The sequence below is a fragment of the Clostridium sp. D5 genome (assembly GCF_000190355.1).
GTDB classification, from domain to species: Bacteria; Bacillota; Clostridia; order Lachnospirales; family Lachnospiraceae; genus Faecalicatena; species Faecalicatena fissicatena_A.
Genome location: NZ_GL870812.1, coordinates 218837 through 234694, shown reverse-complemented (window position 1 = coordinate 234694; position 15858 = coordinate 218837). Strand labels below are relative to the sequence as shown.

Sequence of the window (15858 nt, the reverse complement as noted above, 5' to 3'; positions counted from 1 at the left end):
CCTGTCCTGTTGGAAATGCTTTTAGCGAGCATAGCAGCAGTTAGAGGAAATCCGTGAAATCAGTCAGAAAAAAATCTGCTTTCGAAGCAGATTTTTAGAACGCCTGAGGCGTTTAATCATCAGATTAAACGGTGAATGCGTTCGGTTCTGACTGATTTTGCGGATTTCCTCTTACTGCTGCTTGGCGCAGCGGCTGTATTTCCAACAGGACAGGTGCTTTTCACAGTCCGTCCCGGCTCACGGTAAGCGCCCCCTCCATCCGCGCCCGAGTCTAAAGCTCGTTCGCTAATTCCCGATTTAGTGGAAGACCTCTATATGATGTTTTACATTCTCATAAGTCCCCCGCACCATCGCTTCATTCAGCGCAAAGTAGTTATGCTTTCCATCCGACCGCAGATATTCCTCCGCCCTCTTTACAAGGCTGTTGAAACTGGCTGTCGCAATATTTACCTTCACGATTCCAAGCGAGATTGCCTTTCTAAAATCTCCATCCGTTATCCCGCTGCCTCCGTGGAGCACAAGTGGTACATTTGTCTTCTCATGAATTTCCTGCAGTACATCAAACGCAAGTTTGGGAGCAGACGGGTAATTGCCGTGTGCATTTCCAATGGCAACTGCCAGTGCATCAATCCCCGTGCGCTCACAAAACAGCTTTGCATCCTCCGGATTGGTACAGCGGATCCCATGGTCGCAGCTGCCGTCCTCACTTCCGCCTACCAGTCCCAGTTCTGCTTCCACAGTGGCACCATACTGTCTGGCCGCTTTCACAACTTCCTGTGTGCGTACTATATTTTCTTCAAAAGGATACGTGGAACTGTCAAACATGACTGACGTAAAGCCCAGTTCCAGCGCTTCTTCCACTGTATCCATGGTCAGTCCGTGGTCCAGGTGAACTGCTATATCCACCTTCGCCGCTTTGGCAGCATGCACCATCATCGGTCCCATCAGTTCAAGCGGAGAATGTTTCAGCCGGACCTCTGCAATCTGCAGAATTATGGGTGTATCCAGCTCTTCCGCCGCCTGGACCGCACCTTTTACCATCTCCATATTGCCCACGCTGAATGCACCGACTCCTCTGTTATTGTTTACCGCCTGTTCCATTAATGATTTCATCGTTACTAAGGACATTTTTTTGCTCCTCCCTATCTCTCTTGTTCCATTTCCAGCGCGCGTTTTCTGCCCAACTGCCTGTTCAACAGCTGCAGGCAGATGAAGGCCACCACCGCAAACACCGTTCCAGCCGCAAATACCGCATACATTTCATAGCCTCTGCCGGTCAGAACTCCTGTAATGGCCGGGGCGGCAATCGTCGCAATGACAATGCCAAACATAACAAATCCATAGTTCTCACCGGAATGCTCAAGCCCAAATATGGAGCTTGTAAAGGACGGAAAGCTACCCATAATCCCGCCGTAGCATCCGTACATCAGGATAATTGCAGCTGTTACCGCATAGGAACGTGACACACACAGTACGGCCATGGATGCCACGGATACTGCTAACACGCCTTTGATACATACCACTCTTCCCACCCGGTCAGCCAACGCAGGGAGTACAAGCCTTGTCCCGGCATTTACAATGGATCCGATCATAACCGCACCTACCGCAATTGAGGACGGAATCCCCAGCTCTATCTGATGGGTCTGGGATACCGGCGATATCATAAAATAGGAGACCAGGCCGCACAGCATAGTGGCCAGCAGAAGATAAAAATCACGGGTCCGCATCATTTCTGAGGAACTATACTGTTTCTGCACTGCCGCTTTTCCCTGTGTCTTCAAAAGCTCTGCCTCCGCTTCCTGCCTCCATTTCTTATCCGGCGCAAAGAAAAAGATACTGCTCAGCAGCCAGGATAATGTAATTGCCGCTCCGATCACAAGAAATGTAAGCCTGGCGCCGCCCATTTCCAGCAGCTGTCTGCTGATGGGGGCGAGGAAAAAGCCGCACAGACCGTTTGCCGTCACAACAATCCCGGAGGCGAATCCGGTCCTTCCCGGGAACCATTTCTGTGCCGTGGATATAATGGTGATATAGAGCATGCCCTGCCCGAATCCCTGCATCACTCCATAGGTAAGATAGATGGGAAGAGGCGACGGGACGATTAAGAATGCAGACAGTAAAATACCAGCCGCAAAGATTCCGCCTCCGATAAAAACAACCATCCGCGGACTTCGTTTATCCTGAATGCGCCCACCCACAATGTTTCCGAACACGAATGTGCAAAGTGCAAGATAGAAACACATCGATGCCTGTCCCTGTGTCCACCCGGCCTGTTCCATTACATAGGGCTGGTAGATGGACCAGACATGGGGGTACCCCGTAAAAAATATGGCAAAGGCGCCGGATATCATCATCAATCCTCTTTGTCTTTTCTGAGTTGTTGTTAATTTCATCATTCTTCTCTCTTATTCCTTTTTCTGTCAGGCCGTCCTTCTGCATCCGGTGCCGGTGCTGCCGGAAATTCCCGGCAGCGCCGCCGTACAATCGTTCACAGCCCTAATTACAGGGATACATTACCAGAGGTTCCTGTACAGCTGTCCGATATCCGCCTGACTGATCTCACGCCTTGTGTTCTGCGGGCTTCCGCTGTCCATTGCATCAAAGGCCATTTTTTCAATTACATCAAAGAATGCCTGCTTCTCAATTCCAAACTCTGCAAGCGTTGGTGTCTCCAATTCCTCTGTCAGCCTCACTGCTGCTGCCAGGAATATTTCTGCCGCTTCTTTTTCTGAATCCTCTAAAGATGCGGCGCCAATTGCCCTGCCCAGTTCTGCGAATCTGTCATATGCACCTTCCAGCGCATAACTTAAACATACCTTGATCAGCATGGCGTTGGAAAGACCGTGTGCTACATGGAACAATGCGCCTATGGGACGGCTCATTCCATGTATCAGTGTTACCGATGCATTGTTAAAGGCAATCCCCGCCTCCAGGGCCGCCACTGACATTTCCACTCTGGCTTCCTCATTTTTCCCGTCATGATATGCCGCCGGCAGATAACTGAAGATTCGTTTTACGGCGGATAGTGCAAATGTATCCGATAATGTCTGGGCTTTTCTGGAAGTATAAGCCTCCACAGCGTGACACAGTGCATCCAGTCCCGTTGCTGCCGTGATCTTTGGCGGCGCTGTCATGGTAAACTGCGGATCAATAACTGCCAGATCCGGCATTAGTACTTTGCCCTTTAAAAGCATTTTAATGTCTTTTTTTGTATCTGTTATAATTGTAAACTGTGTCGCTTCTGACCCGGTTCCTGCTGTGGTGGGTATTGCTGCCATGGGCGGCATCTCTGCGTCTATTATTTTCCCCATGTAATCAGAGATATTTCCACCGTTCACTGCCAGGGATCCGATCGCCTTCATGGAATCGATCGGACTTCCCCCGCCCAGGGCAATCAGGAAATCACAACCTGCTTCCCGGTACTGCTTTACACCATTTTCAATCATCGTATCCGTAGGTTCCCCTGTGATTTCTGAATAAACTATATATTCGATCCCCTGGTTTTTCAGTGCATTTTCAACCTTCGCACAGTTTCCAAGTTCAATCATTACTTTATCCGTTACCAGCATTGCTTTCTTTCCAAACTGCCCAAGCGTGGCCTCTGCCATATCAAGAGCTCCTGCTCCTGTTATCATCTGTCCCGGTACAATAAATTCTCTTCCCATTTTTCCTTCTCCTTCTATACTAAATTTTAGAATTCGGCATCGTGAAGCCAGGTATATCTTTCATCTTCACAGCGGTCTGTCTGCAGCCACGGATTGCCCTCCAGATGGCGGATCATCCAGCAGGTATACATCTGGAAGCCCGGTGCTGCTGCCTGTGGATGCAGTTCGCCTCCCGGTATGGCAGAAAAGCTGTTGTTGACACTTTTAAATACCTGATCCCCTACAAAGCTGGCTCCAAATCCCTCCGGTCTGTCAAACTTAAAAAGATATGTTTCCGGCTGCGGATGCCTGTGCGGAAGATAACCGGACCAGTTTCCCCGGTCATTCAGCACTTCTCCCAGCACCATGTTGGATTTTGGAGAAATTTCATGATCAAAAATGGTGTTTACTCTGCGTTTCGCCACATTTCCGAACTTGCCCTGGCAGGAATAGTTCCACGGGGCATCCTTGGGGCTATAAAGACGGGCTGGAAATTCTCTGTTGTTTTTTGTACACTGCACAAGAATCTCTGAGGCTTCTGCCGCCTCCACTTCCACTGCTGTGTCTTTGCAGACATGCACGCACCAGGGCCCCTCTGTAAAGACATCTTTTCTGCTGACTGTTTCCTGCCTTTGTTCCCATCTACAGGTGATTTTCCCTGACAACAAAAGCACTGCCGTCTCTTCCCCTGCCCGGAAAAATTTTCTGGTCTCGCCCGCTGCCATGTGGTACACGCGAATGTCCATCATCATATCTTTATACTCGTTATCATAGGTTGTAAGAATCATCTCTCCATTTTTATCAAACTCCGGATATCCAAATACGCTGCTCATGCTGAATCCTCCTTTTTTACAATCAATAGTTTCTCGCTGCGTTTCTGCCTTCCAGCACGCCTTCACATGCTTTTCTTACAGATTCTTTTTCAGAAGTTGTGGCAATTCCTACGTTCCACCAGGATTCATATCCGTCCGTCATAGTTTTCGGAATGACCTTCAGGTCGAACAGGCAGGCAATATCCTGTTTCTTTGCGTCCTCAAGAGCCTTCTCCAGTTCTCCGATTGTTCTGCATGTATATGTTTTTAGTCCATAGCCTTCTCCGATTTTTGCATAGTCTACCGGGATCAGATCTCCGCATGGCTTCCTGCCGTCTGTATAGCGGAATTCGGTTGCCAGGCTGCCGATTCCGTGGTTCATTTCCAGATTGTTGATACAGCCAAAACCGCAGTTGTCAAATATCAGGATGTTTACCTTTTTCTGTTCCTGCATAATCGTCATGATTTCACTGTGCAGCATCTGGAAGCTGGAATCGCCCACTACGCAGTATACTTCGTTGTCCGGCTCCGCAAATTTTACGCCCAGCGTGGCCGCCACCTCGTATCCCATGCAGGAATAGCCGTACTCTGCATGATAGCCGCCTCTTTTGTCCGTGGTCCACATTCTCTGCATACAGCTAGGAAGGGAACCGCCTGCCGTAATGATTGTCGCATCCTGATCAATGACTCTGCGGATCGCCGCAAGAGCCGCCGTCTGGGTAATCTTTCCGTTCGTAAGCCGGACAAATTCAGGAACCGTTCTTGGATCTCTGGCCTGAATCATAGGCTCAAAATCATCCCCTGTGTATTCGATTCCTGCAAGACGTACCATCTCTTCATCCCAGATGCGTTTTGCTTCTTCGATTTCACCGTTGTAAGAGGATACATATCCTTTTGCCCTTAATTTTTCTGCCAGCGCCTCTACTGTTGCTTTGGCATCTCCCACTGCTTTTACTGCGTCCATTTTATATGCATGAAAACGGCAGTTGTTAATCGTAACAAACTGCGCTTCTTCATTTTTAAACAACCACTTCGAGCTTGTTGTAAAGTCTGACAATCTGGAGCCGATGGCAATCACCACATCCGCATCCCTTGCGATTACATTGGAAGCATAAGTACCGGTCACTCCAATACCGCCCAGACAGTAGGGATGGCTGGATCTGCACGCACTCTTACCTGCCTGGCTTTCTCCGAATGGAATCCGGAATTCTTCGCAGAACTGTTCAACCGTCCCGCCGGCCTCGGAGTAGCGTACACCGCCGCCTACAATCACAAGCGGCTTCTCTGCGTTTGCAATAATCCCGGCTATGTCGTCCAGTTCTTCTTCCACCGCTGCCGGCCTGGTGATTCTGTGCACCCGCTTTTTGAAGAAATATTCCGGGAAATCAAAGGACTCCCCTTCTACATCCTGGCACAGTCCGATACAGCATGCACCTGTCTCTGCCGGATCTGTCAAAACTCTCATGGCATTGATCAGGGCCGTCATGATCATCTCCGGACGAGTAATTCTGTCCCAATACTTGCAGACCGGTTTGAACGCATCGTTTGTTGTTGTTGCCAGGCTGCTGCTCTGCTCTAACTGCTGCAGCACCGGATCCGGCTGCCTGGATGCAAAAGTGTCTGCCGGGAATACAAGCAGCGGTATATTATTTACGGTTGCTGTGGCACAGGCCGTCACCATGTTGGCTGCTCCCGGTCCGACGGAAGATGCACAGGGTATGATTTTTCTGCGGTTATTCTGCTTGGCAAATGCAATGGCCGTGTGGCACATTCCCTGTTCATTCCTCCCCTGCATCACCCGCAGGCTGCCCGGATTGCTGTCCAGTGCTTCGCCCAGTCCTACTGCAATCCCATGTCCGAAGATGGTAAAGAATCCTTCTACAAACTTTGTTTCCACACCATCCATGCACACATACTGCTGATCCAGAAATCTTACAATTGCCTGTGCTGTCGTCATTCTTACTGTTTTATTCATAACGCTCTTTTCTCCTTTTCTACTCTGCAATCGCTTCGTCACGCTCACTCTGCCGCGCCGTCCTATACTCTGGCGATCATCTCGCCGAACTGTTCTTTTTCCTCTTTGATAAAGGCATGAACCGCGTCCGGTCCGGGAAGTGAGTCTGAGCAGTTATTGCTCCTGACCATCATGGACGCTTCTGCAGATCCGAATTCCAGACAGTCTATAATATCCCAGCCCTGGTACAGTCCGTATAAGAAACCAGAACCGTATCCGTCTCCTCCGCCAAATCCTTTTCTGGCTTCCACCGGAAACGGTTTGATGCTGAAACTCTGTCCATCGTCCGTATAGGCCGTAGAGCCTTTCATGCCATGCTTGATCACAACAATTCTGGCTCCGCAGGTCTGCCAGTATGCGGAGCTCTCCGCATCTGTCATGCCCGGCTGAATCAGCTTTTCTGTCAGGTCGAATTCCTCTCTGGAACCCATGATGATGTCTGCTTCCTTTGCTACTATGGAATAGTAGATTGAAATCTCATCACTGTTCTTCCAGTTGTATTCTCTATAGTCGATATCAAAAATGATTCTTGTGCCGTTCTTCTTTGCCAGCAGGACTGCTTTGATTGCCGCCTCTCTGGATGGGCTTTCAGCCAGTGCCGTGCCGGAGATCAGGATGGCCTTTGTATTTTTTATGTATGTTTCATCAATATCATCTACGTGGAGCTGCAGATCCGCGATACAGTTACGGTACATTAGAATACTGCTTTCCTTCGATGAGAGCATCTCGGTAAATGTCAGTCCCAGCTTTTCGCCGTTTGTGCATCTGGTAATGTGGGAGGTATCGATTCCCTGTTCGTTAAAATAGTCGACTACATAATCACCGAACTGATCATCGGATACCTTGCCGAGAAATCCCGCCTTCAGGCCGTGACGGGTAACACCGACTGCAATGTTGGCCGGAGAGCCGCCCACGAACTTCTCAAACATATGTACATTCTTCAGAGGTTTAAACTCCTCTTTTACCTGCTCGTTGTATGCAGGGTTAAAATCAATTGCTACACGTCCAAGCAGGACAAGGTCCATTGGTCTTGATTCATCAAATTCGATATACTTCATGTTCTCTTCCTCCATTTTTTAATGATTGGCTGCTTCTTTTTTGCGTGTCCATTTTCCTTTTCCTTCGTGCTTTTATATTAGCACGCCAAATATTTGCGTGCAAGTTATTTTAACACACTTTTGCTTTTTCTACTTTTTGCATAATTTTAAAGAGGTTTTTTTGATATGTTCTCATTCCAGGACCTTAATCGCACGCTTTGCACGCAAAGTTATTAAAAGGCAAAACTTTGGTACAAGGAATGAATCCCTGGAAAAGAGCACCAAAACAGAATTCCTTGGCACCGATACCAGTTATGTTGTATCCAGCGGATATATTTATCCCATTTTCGGGGCGTTCCGCAGCCTGTTGAAATATGATGTAATCAATCAGGAGGTTTCCCGCCTGTTTGATCCTCTTGAAGTGTGGAATGAAGTAGGGGTAAGTATTGTGCAAAATACATTTGAAACTTACACAAACCCGCAGTTAGCGGGCAAAGATAAACAGCTGTGGCTGTCAAATTACAGAATTGTGGAAACACAGAGTTTGAGAAAACTTTTAAGTGAAGCACGATGATTCATGTATGACTGTATGAAGGATAATTTTTGTACCGGTATAATCAGACTGCTGTCCTCGTCTTATTGCTCAACAGGGTAATATGACGGGAACAGCAAATGACCATGCAAATATTTAGCCCAGTACTCTGGCTGACAATTCTTTTACTAAAAACTGCCTGATATATAAATTATTTTCTTCATTCAGCGTTGGCATAAATGCCATATATCTACATTTCTGAAAGCTCTCTCCGTCCAGGCTGAAGGAATAGCCAGTCACACATTTTGGATTGCAGTCCTCCGGATTGATCAGTCTCTTGCAAACAGACGATTTCCGGATGTCTTTTTTCATCTTTTCGGGCAGATCATTAAGAAAGTCCGCATACTTTCCGAGATTCTCCGGATAAATACGTAGTTTCACTCCGGTTTTTCTGAATACAAAAGTTGCCAGTGTCTTTTTTGTATCACAGAAAACATAAGAAACAACAGGTCCGCTCTTGGCTGATTTTATATCACATTTACAATTATTCTGCGTCAGATAATCATTTAATTCCTTTACAAATTCCTGATTTTTACTGTCAACACTTGCAAGAAATAAATCAAATTTTTCATCCATATTATATATACTCTCCTTTTATTTTTCCTCTACAGGTATCCATATCTGCGCCAGATAATCCGGATCGTAGGGATTTCCGCTGCTGTACCACTCCAGCTCCGGACAATCTGCATGATTAAAAGGATAATTAATCAGCCATTCTCCTGTCAGATATCTCCACCCGTTTTGTATCCCCTGGGGCACCGGTCCTCTGCAGTCAAAGATTGCCCATGTTGCCTGAGGAACCACAAACTCGCTGAATCCCCGGGGCACTTCCCGGTCCGTCATCACCATGATAGAGTACTCCGCTTCATTCGATCGCTCATCCAGATCTCCAAGCAGGCCAAACAGGCCCTGGGGTTTGCCCACATCCATGGATATCAGTGAAGAAAAGGTGCCATCTCTTTGACATTCACTCCAAAATGCCGGGATTTTAGTCAAATGCGCATCGTCCGCATGTGAAATCCGAATGCTCTTCCCCGCCAGACGGAATGCATCTTTTTGCTCCAGTTTCCAGGAATACTGCTGTTTCATTGAGATCTGCATCTTGGGCAGAATCCGCAGCTGATTCTCATCACGCCTGGCCTCTATGGGGGATATCCCATGAAACTGCTGAAATGCCTTTGTAAATGATGTGGGAGAATCGTATCCATATTTGTAGCTGATATCCACTACTTTTAGATCTGTACTCTTCAGATCATATCCTGCCAGAGTCATTTTTCTGGAACGGACATACTCTGCAAAACTTATGCCATTCATATATGAAAATACTTTCTGGAAGAAGCCATACGAGCAGCCGGCTATTTTAGATATCTCCTGCACATCAACAGGTTCTTCCTTCCTCTGCAGATGGTTTTCAACATAATCAATAATGATCTGTAACTTTTCATTCCATTCCATATAGCTGTTCCTTTCGCCTGCAGTTCTATTATTCTAACATTTATATAATAAGGTTTCATCTCATTTTTAGTACTCATTGGATAGCATCATTTCTTTACAATATTATAATCTCCTAAATATACTTATAAAGTTTCCCATAAAAGCCCTGCCCATACTTGCTTTACAGTACACGGTACATTACCCGGTATACGGAGTTTTCCTCTGATTAGAAGGAATTTATTCCCACTATAAAAAGGACAGAACCTTATAACAGCTCTGTCCCTTTTTATAATCGGAGTCTTTGTTGTCCGGCGATTATCTATGTTTTCCTCTATTTCTTCAATGGTAAATCTGTATTATCCGTAAAAGAACCGATTGCTATTGTGACAATATCGACAATCCAGCCGATTCCAAAACACCCTGCTGTAAGAAACCAGATCAAACCTGTTCCTATTTTACCCACATAAAACCTGTGTACGCCCAGATATCCAAGTAATATACACAGTACCAATGCAACCATTTTGCTCCTTGAACTGCAAACCCTTACATATTGCGGGGTTTGATACCCGCTATATACATATCCCTCATCTGCATACCCAGGATTAGTTACACCCTGCGGATTACCATATCCATTCCCCGCTCCATTATCCTGTGCTTCCTGCGGTTGTTCATAACCGCAATAAGCACAAGTCGCCCCCTCTAAAGGCGCTCCACATGCCGGACATGTACCTGCCATAATTTTTTCTCCTTTACTAATACGATTTTTAGGCATTTGATAAATGCCATAAACCCTTGATTTTACTGGGTTTTGTTACTTGATTTATATAAATTCTCTCTCCACAAGTGGTAAAATATAGGTAACAACACCAATACATCTTACAACCTATGGAGGAGAAAATTTATGACTGTTAAATATCATCAGATTGCTTTAAGTGACTTTTTTCAGACTGTCAAAACAAACTTATCAATGATTCACCCTCATTAGTTGATCACAACTATAGTTCTGACTCATTTGCACTCTCATCTTAATACAAAATACGAATTACATTTTCACATAACATGAGTATATCAAATTCGACTCCCATTCTCAATCTAAATCAGTACTTAAAATTAATTATTTACCTTCCTTTTTATAATATCATGATCTATCTATTTATTGCTTTCCCTTTATCTTCCCATAATATGAATTTGCAGTATAAAGAGCCGCCGCCGGATTATGTCCCAGAACACGGTCTTTCACCACCAGAGTCGTAACCGGTGCTTTTGAATACTTATAAAAAAGGCTGTCATGTCCCACACATAGTCCCATTAGGATATTAAGATCTGTTTCTTCTTTATTCAGTCTCATGGCCTGATGAATCGGGTTACACATATTAACCCCCACCGCCTTGCATTCCTCCGGGATTCCAACTTCCGTCTTTTCCACCGCGCCCGCTTTACACGCAACCCCAAACACTTCAAACCCATGGCTTCTTAAAATCTGAGCCAGTGTTCTGGATTCGTTAATTAAGCCAACGCATGTGGCAATACCCAGTTTATGATAATTCATCCGTTTTGCAAACTCTATGGTCTCTTCTACTCTGGTCATCTTGCAGTAAAATTCGTACTCTACCTCTGCGGCATTCAGCATAATACGCTTATTTTCTTCATCATCATATTCTTTTATCGCTGCGTCCATCAGTTCCGGGTCTCCATTCTCTGTCGTCAGGCAAAAATTAGGATAAGCCTTATTCCCCACATCACAATTAACCATTCCGCAATCTATGCAGCTTCTTGTAATCTTATCAGTCATTATCTTTGTATCTCCCATTCTTTACTATACAGCTTTTCAAAGCAGCTCCTGATATCCGGTCAATCATTATCTTCATTCTCTTTATAAGTACAGGGTGCGTAAGTAACACATTTACCACACACCTCGCTTCCCATTGTATTCTCTGCGCCCTCACTGTTTAGATAAGAACTGCCGTATTCTGTATGTTTCATAGCGTTTTCCCGGCACATATCATAACACTTTTTTCTGTCATAACAATCATATGTAAGTGCATGAGCAGGACAGTGTTCCACACAGACTCCGCAGACTCCTTTTTGCTTGTACAGACACTGCTCCATCTCCATAGGTTTTCCTGGTTCAACATCCAGATTCGTCACAATTGTCGTAAGTCGTCCGCAGCATCCTGCTTTCGTGATCAGCATATTGTTCAGGCCAAATGTTCCGATTCCTGCGGCATAAGCAAAATGCCTGTGTGACCAGTTACTTTTTAGTATCTTATTATCAAAAACAACTGCTTCCGGTGCAGTCAAACCATTGTATCCATGCTTCTTCAACAATTCTATCACTATATTACTAAGTGCGGGAAACATTCCATTGGTTATCTCATAAGCCTGAGCCCATTCTGCGGATGCAAGTTGATCTGTGCTTTTATTGCTCAGTGCAACCTTTTTCGTAAACGGTATAAAACAGCATAAAACTATCGAGGCATTCTCCATCACATCTTCCGGAAGCTGATGCGAGCGTCTCATCGTCTCAGTTAATATAATGATTTTACCATATATCTGCCTTCCCCTCAATGCAAAATGGCGGTCTACTAATCTGTAGACCGCCCCATTATCCTGTTATTAAAGGTTCACAACATTTTTAATATCTGCTTTTATTCTATTTTACATACTGGTTCCTGACAGGCCTCTGCATCCACTCCGACCGTTAATTCTGTGACTCGTTCGCCTGAACTGTATTTTCTTTGACTTTACAAAGTTTAAAGGAACCACTCCGGCTCTTTCCGTACCTTCATTAAATTGCTTTCCAGTCTTTCTACAAGACCCTCGAACGCAGGTCCGGAAGCCCCCCTTGCATGTGCCGGACAATTTTTTACACAGGCAAAACAGTCAATACATTTCGTTTCATCTGTCTGGCGGGGATTCTCCCTGTCAATCGCCTCCGTGGGACAGACTGAAACACAGGTACCACAGCCTGTGCAGGATTCATCCGCTATTGGATGGAAGGGCATAACTTTGGTTTCTTTATAAGGATGGTTCCCGTTTACTTCCAGTTTATGCTCCTCATGATCCTCACAGAGTGCTTCCTGAACCTTCTTCGCAAAGAGATCCATTTTCATTTCGTCATCAGCATCCGGACGGCCTGATGCAATTTTATCAGAAAATGTATGAGGTGCAATCCATGCAGCAGCTGCCATTCCGACAAATCCGTTCTCCTCGCAGATGTCCTTCACCTCCAGAAGTGCATCTTCGTACTCTCTGTTCCCATAGCTCACAGTGAAAATTGCAGGGGTGTGGTTTCCCTGAAGCTGACCGAAAATACCGCCCTCGATGGAAGGCAGCCTTCCGGCATAAACCGGCGCGCCAAAGATAACCAGATCACTGCCGGAAAATGTATAATTCTTCCGGCGGTTCTCCGGCTTTGTCATGTCTATTGCTTCATAATCCGCTGACAGCCGTCTGGCTATCCCTTCCACATATTTTTTGGTTCCCTGTGTGGGGCTGAAATAGATAGCAAAAACATTTTGAATCTTCATAACTTTTCCCTCCTATAATTCATTACATATCAGTCTCTGTTTCTGTCTATGCTTTACAATAAATGTTGAAAACACATCGGCTGTCAGCTTAAATGCAGCCATCTGTTTCTTTGTCCAGCTTCTGTTCTGACGGCACTCATCGAAGCCCACATAGCCAACCAATTCCCCTTCATCCAGCATTGCACACTGTAGCATGGAACGTATGCCCTGTGGTTCCAGCACAGTGAATACATCCGGATGTGTATTCTCAATCTCAGAACAATAGAAAATTCCGCTTTTATCGAAATTCTTAATATAATCACCAAGCTCATCTATGTAGGAAATATTTTGTAAATTTTTGATCTGTGGCTCCACCCCGCTGGCACACCATTCAAAGGTATTGGAACAGGTCAGTCCGTCATCAGAACTTTCAAAAATATAAGCACGGCTTACATCATAGGAACGGCCGATGATCTCCAGAAGCCGGTTGACAGAAGCCTCGATATCCGTTGCCGAATACAGAATCCGAAAAGCATACTGAGACAGGCGCATTCCTGTTGTCTGCATTTCTTCGCTGACTATATTCTCACCTATTGCCGTTTTTAGAATTTCGTCTGGTTTTTTCATAAACTCCGGAGTATAAAATGTCACTCCGCCGCGGCCAGCTTTTTTACGGGCATAAAGCGCCAGATCGGCATATTTGTAAAGTGTACGGTAATCTGCTTCACCAGGTTTTGAAAGTGCCACCCCAATACTGCAGGATATTGGAGCCACTCCTTCCACAGGCGTAATCATATGCAGATTGTCAAGCAGCTTTTCTGCCTTTTTTTCCACCTCCCTCTCACCTTTCATCTCCGACAGGAAAATCAAAAACTCATCCCCGCCTATGCGCCCAGCAACATCGTTTTCACATATATTGTCCTTAATAGCCACAGCAACATCGGAAAGCAGGTTGTCGCCCACAAGGTGCCCATAAGTGTCGTTAACCGATTTAAAGTTGTCGATATCCAGGATAAGAAGTGCCCTGATAGTCTCTATATTGTCTAATGCAAGCAGACTTTCCACCATGATTTTTACGGTTTCCTTATTGTAAAGTCCGGTAAGCGGATCTTTTTGTGCCTGATCAACCAACTCCTGCACCCGCTTTTTTTCATTGTCAATATCGACAATCACCCCCACAGCTTTAATAGGCTGCCCCTCAGAATTAAATTGGGTTGTAGCTCTGATTCTGCACCAGTAATACTGCCCGATTATATCCCTGATTCTAAATTCCGTCTCGGAATAGGGTACGCCAGCTTCAGTTTCCTGCATAATTTTTATAAACGCCTGAATATCGTCCGGATAAATATTATTTGAATTTGGTATTCGCTCGCTTATTTTTGTGTCTATGGCATCGTAGCCGAATTTTTTGTACCAGTTCTTAGAAAAAAGTAATGTATCCTTTTGGATATCCCACTCGAAAATAATATCAGTTGCCTGATCCATTATAACCTGGTGACGCTCAAGTGAGAGCCGCAAATCTTCCTGTTCCTTTTTCCGCTCGGTTAATTCAATAAGCAGGCAATAAAAATTTTCACCACCGTCACCATCCTCCAACAGCCGTCCCTTATCCAGAATCCACATCGGAGTCCCGTTTTTACACAGTACCCGGTACTCCAACTCAATATCCCGCCCTTTTCTCAGCTGCTCATGTGTGGTTGAAAGAAGTGTGGTCCGATCGTCAGGATGAACCATTTCAATAAAATTATTGTGAAATAATGTGCTTATTTCCTCACGGCTGTAGCCAAACATAGCCAGAAAACTGTCGGACATCGTAATAAGAGTAAGGTTGGAATCGTTTTTGCACTGGTGCGCTCCCCCTGGGATATTACGATTCAATACTTCCAGCTGACGATTACGTATATCCAACGTCTGACGCAGCTCTGTGCTGTCTGCTCTGGCAGATTTCTGCACATAGTAATGCCCCAGCTCCTGTCCCTCATCCGGACGTGACAAGTGCATATGGACCAGCTTCATTCCCTGCGGTGTTTTGTTCAAAAGCAGCGTAAAACGCTGCTTATTCTCCGAAAAAGTGCTGTCCTGCGGCACCGCTTTCACTCCTCCGTAAACCAGGCAGTAAGTGTCAGAACATGGCACTGCATTAAACCACTGTTCGGCAATATGGAACCCGTCGGAATATTCACTGAGTTCCCTCGACAGGGAGATCTCCAGATCCTCCAGGTTATAGCTGATTTCATCCTCTCCTGTACCTATACAGGATATATTTTCGTCCATGACATGCAGAAGGCTGTTGAAATCGCGCTGTACAAGATATTTATCTGATAAAATCCGGGCAAATTCCAATGCCTCGGCTTTCAGGTCATTTTGGCTTTGTCGGCTGGTTGGGATTTTTTCATGCTCCATCCGTTTCTCCTATCTTATAGATCTGCGTTTGTTTATGGCGGTTGCTGGTGTATGGGAAAATTATCTGCTTATATTTCTGCTATTAACTATGTTGCTTAATCCAATCTAATACTTTGCTCTGACCGCTTTTCCCCGATGCAATGCTTAAGCCTAAATCAACCAGTTCATCAACCGTATATTCTACTTCCATCCCGTTAAGTTCCATGGGAGTCAGCATTGCTAAAACACCAATTCTTTTATTTACATCATTGAATGCATGATTATTTACCAGCCCCAAACACAAACAGGCTGCCCTTTTCCGTTTGATATGGTGTATTTAATGCTGAATCTAATAAATTCTCATCCCTCAATCCATCCAGACCACCCGTTTGCCTGATTAACATACAATGCATACTTATAATCTGTTGTTTACT

General features: G+C 45.4%; 15 protein-coding genes. 1 reads left to right on the top strand and 14 read right to left on the bottom strand.

The annotated features are described in order from the left end of the window. Nucleotides 1-297 precede the first annotated feature (297 nt). The 6 genes from HMPREF0240_RS11220 to iolC form a co-directional block, all read right to left on the bottom strand. The gene (locus HMPREF0240_RS11220; RefSeq protein WP_009003539.1) at nt 298-1128 is read right to left on the bottom strand and encodes a class II fructose-bisphosphate aldolase; all 831 of its coding nucleotides are present in this window, start codon (nt 1126-1128) and stop codon (nt 298-300) included. A gap of 14 nt (nt 1129-1142) precedes the next feature. Continuing rightward, on the bottom strand, nt 1143-2396 hold the full coding sequence (locus HMPREF0240_RS11215) for an MFS transporter (protein WP_009003538.1): 1254 nt from the start codon (nt 2394-2396) through the stop codon (nt 1143-1145). Nucleotides 2397-2513: 117 nt separating this feature from the next. Further along, the gene (locus HMPREF0240_RS11210; RefSeq protein ID WP_009003537.1) at nt 2514-3665 is read right to left on the bottom strand and encodes an iron-containing alcohol dehydrogenase; all 1152 of its coding nucleotides are present in this window, start codon (nt 3663-3665) and stop codon (nt 2514-2516) included. Between the two features lie 26 nt (nt 3666-3691). Beyond that, nucleotides 3692-4477, bottom strand: coding sequence for a 5-deoxy-glucuronate isomerase (locus HMPREF0240_RS11205; RefSeq protein WP_009003536.1), 786 nt, complete (start codon nt 4475-4477; stop codon nt 3692-3694). Between the two features lie 22 nt (nt 4478-4499). Further along, nucleotides 4500-6431, bottom strand: coding sequence for a 3D-(3,5/4)-trihydroxycyclohexane-1,2-dione acylhydrolase (decyclizing) (gene iolD, locus HMPREF0240_RS11200; protein WP_009003535.1), 1932 nt, complete (start codon nt 6429-6431; stop codon nt 4500-4502). Between the two features lie 62 nt (nt 6432-6493). Then, nucleotides 6494-7528: a 5-dehydro-2-deoxygluconokinase gene (iolC, locus tag HMPREF0240_RS11195; protein ID WP_035313122.1), complete on the bottom strand. Its 1035-nt coding sequence runs from the start codon at nt 7526-7528 to the stop codon at nt 6494-6496. 160 nt (nt 7529-7688) lie between these two features. On the opposite strand from iolC, the gene HMPREF0240_RS11190 reads away from it, so the two are divergent. After that, nucleotides 7689-8081, top strand: coding sequence for an AIPR family protein (locus HMPREF0240_RS11190; protein ID WP_242833330.1), 393 nt, complete (start codon nt 7689-7691; stop codon nt 8079-8081). Nucleotides 8082-8195: 114 nt separating this feature from the next. On the opposite strand, the gene HMPREF0240_RS11185 is transcribed toward HMPREF0240_RS11190, so the two are convergent. From HMPREF0240_RS11185 to HMPREF0240_RS25310, 8 genes are all read right to left on the bottom strand, one after another. Continuing rightward, entirely contained in the window at nt 8196-8675 is a 480-nt protein-coding gene (locus tag HMPREF0240_RS11185) for a hypothetical protein (RefSeq protein WP_009003532.1), read from the bottom strand. 18 nt (nt 8676-8693) lie between these two features. Further along, nucleotides 8694-9554, bottom strand: a complete 861-nt coding sequence (locus HMPREF0240_RS11180) for an AraC family transcriptional regulator (RefSeq protein WP_009003531.1) — start codon at nt 9552-9554, stop codon at nt 8694-8696. 310 nt (nt 9555-9864) lie between these two features. After that, on the bottom strand, nt 9865-10269 hold the full coding sequence (locus tag HMPREF0240_RS25005; RefSeq protein WP_242833329.1) for a TM2 domain-containing protein: 405 nt from the start codon (nt 10267-10269) through the stop codon (nt 9865-9867). A 417-nt stretch (nt 10270-10686) separates the two neighbouring features. Beyond that, the gene (locus HMPREF0240_RS11170; protein ID WP_035313210.1) at nt 10687-11325 is read right to left on the bottom strand and encodes a DUF1847 domain-containing protein; all 639 of its coding nucleotides are present in this window, start codon (nt 11323-11325) and stop codon (nt 10687-10689) included. A 59-nt stretch (nt 11326-11384) separates the two neighbouring features. Next, entirely contained in the window at nt 11385-12053 is a 669-nt protein-coding gene (locus HMPREF0240_RS11165; protein WP_148486325.1) for an epoxyqueuosine reductase, read from the bottom strand. Between the two features lie 233 nt (nt 12054-12286). Further along, nucleotides 12287-13063, bottom strand: a complete 777-nt coding sequence (locus HMPREF0240_RS11160; protein WP_009003527.1) for an EFR1 family ferrodoxin — start codon at nt 13061-13063, stop codon at nt 12287-12289. Between the two features lie 12 nt (nt 13064-13075). Next, entirely contained in the window at nt 13076-15445 is a 2370-nt protein-coding gene (locus HMPREF0240_RS11155; protein ID WP_009003526.1) for a diguanylate cyclase, read from the bottom strand. Nucleotides 15446-15527: 82 nt separating this feature from the next. Next, nucleotides 15528-15722 carry a type II toxin-antitoxin system death-on-curing family toxin gene (locus HMPREF0240_RS25310; protein WP_009003525.1) on the bottom strand — a complete coding sequence of 65 codons (195 nt, stop codon included), beginning with the start codon at nt 15720-15722 and terminating at the stop codon, nt 15528-15530. Nucleotides 15723-15858: the final 136 nt, after the last annotated feature.

Excerpts from the sequence above, each read along its gene's own strand:
- HMPREF0240_RS11180 (WP_009003531.1), bottom strand. The coding sequence starts at position 9,554 with ATGGAATGGAATGAAAAGTTACAGATCATTATTGATTATGTTGAAAAC.
- HMPREF0240_RS11215 (WP_009003538.1), bottom strand. The coding sequence starts at position 2,396 with ATGATGAAATTAACAACAACTCAGAAAAGACAAAGAGGATTGATGATG.
- iolC (WP_035313122.1), bottom strand. The coding sequence starts at position 7,528 with ATGAAGTATATCGAATTTGATGAATCAAGACCAATGGACCTTGTCCTG.
- HMPREF0240_RS11205 (WP_009003536.1), bottom strand. The coding sequence starts at position 4,477 with ATGAGCAGCGTATTTGGATATCCGGAGTTTGATAAAAATGGAGAGATG.
- HMPREF0240_RS11155 (WP_009003526.1), bottom strand. The coding sequence starts at position 15,445 with ATGGAGCATGAAAAAATCCCAACCAGCCGACAAAGCCAAAATGACCTG.
- HMPREF0240_RS11210 (WP_009003537.1), bottom strand. The coding sequence starts at position 3,665 with ATGGGAAGAGAATTTATTGTACCGGGACAGATGATAACAGGAGCAGGA.
- HMPREF0240_RS11160 (WP_009003527.1), bottom strand. The coding sequence starts at position 13,063 with ATGAAGATTCAAAATGTTTTTGCTATCTATTTCAGCCCCACACAGGGA.
- HMPREF0240_RS11185 (WP_009003532.1), bottom strand. The coding sequence starts at position 8,675 with ATGGATGAAAAATTTGATTTATTTCTTGCAAGTGTTGACAGTAAAAAT.
- HMPREF0240_RS11165 (WP_148486325.1), bottom strand. The coding sequence starts at position 12,053 with ATGAGACGCTCGCATCAGCTTCCGGAAGATGTGATGGAGAATGCCTCG.
- iolD (WP_009003535.1), bottom strand. The coding sequence starts at position 6,431 with ATGAATAAAACAGTAAGAATGACGACAGCACAGGCAATTGTAAGATTT.
- HMPREF0240_RS25005 (WP_242833329.1), bottom strand. The coding sequence starts at position 10,269 with ATGGCAGGTACATGTCCGGCATGTGGAGCGCCTTTAGAGGGGGCGACT.
- HMPREF0240_RS11220 (WP_009003539.1), bottom strand. The coding sequence starts at position 1,128 with ATGTCCTTAGTAACGATGAAATCATTAATGGAACAGGCGGTAAACAAT.
- HMPREF0240_RS11170 (WP_035313210.1), bottom strand. The coding sequence starts at position 11,325 with ATGACTGATAAGATTACAAGAAGCTGCATAGATTGCGGAATGGTTAAT.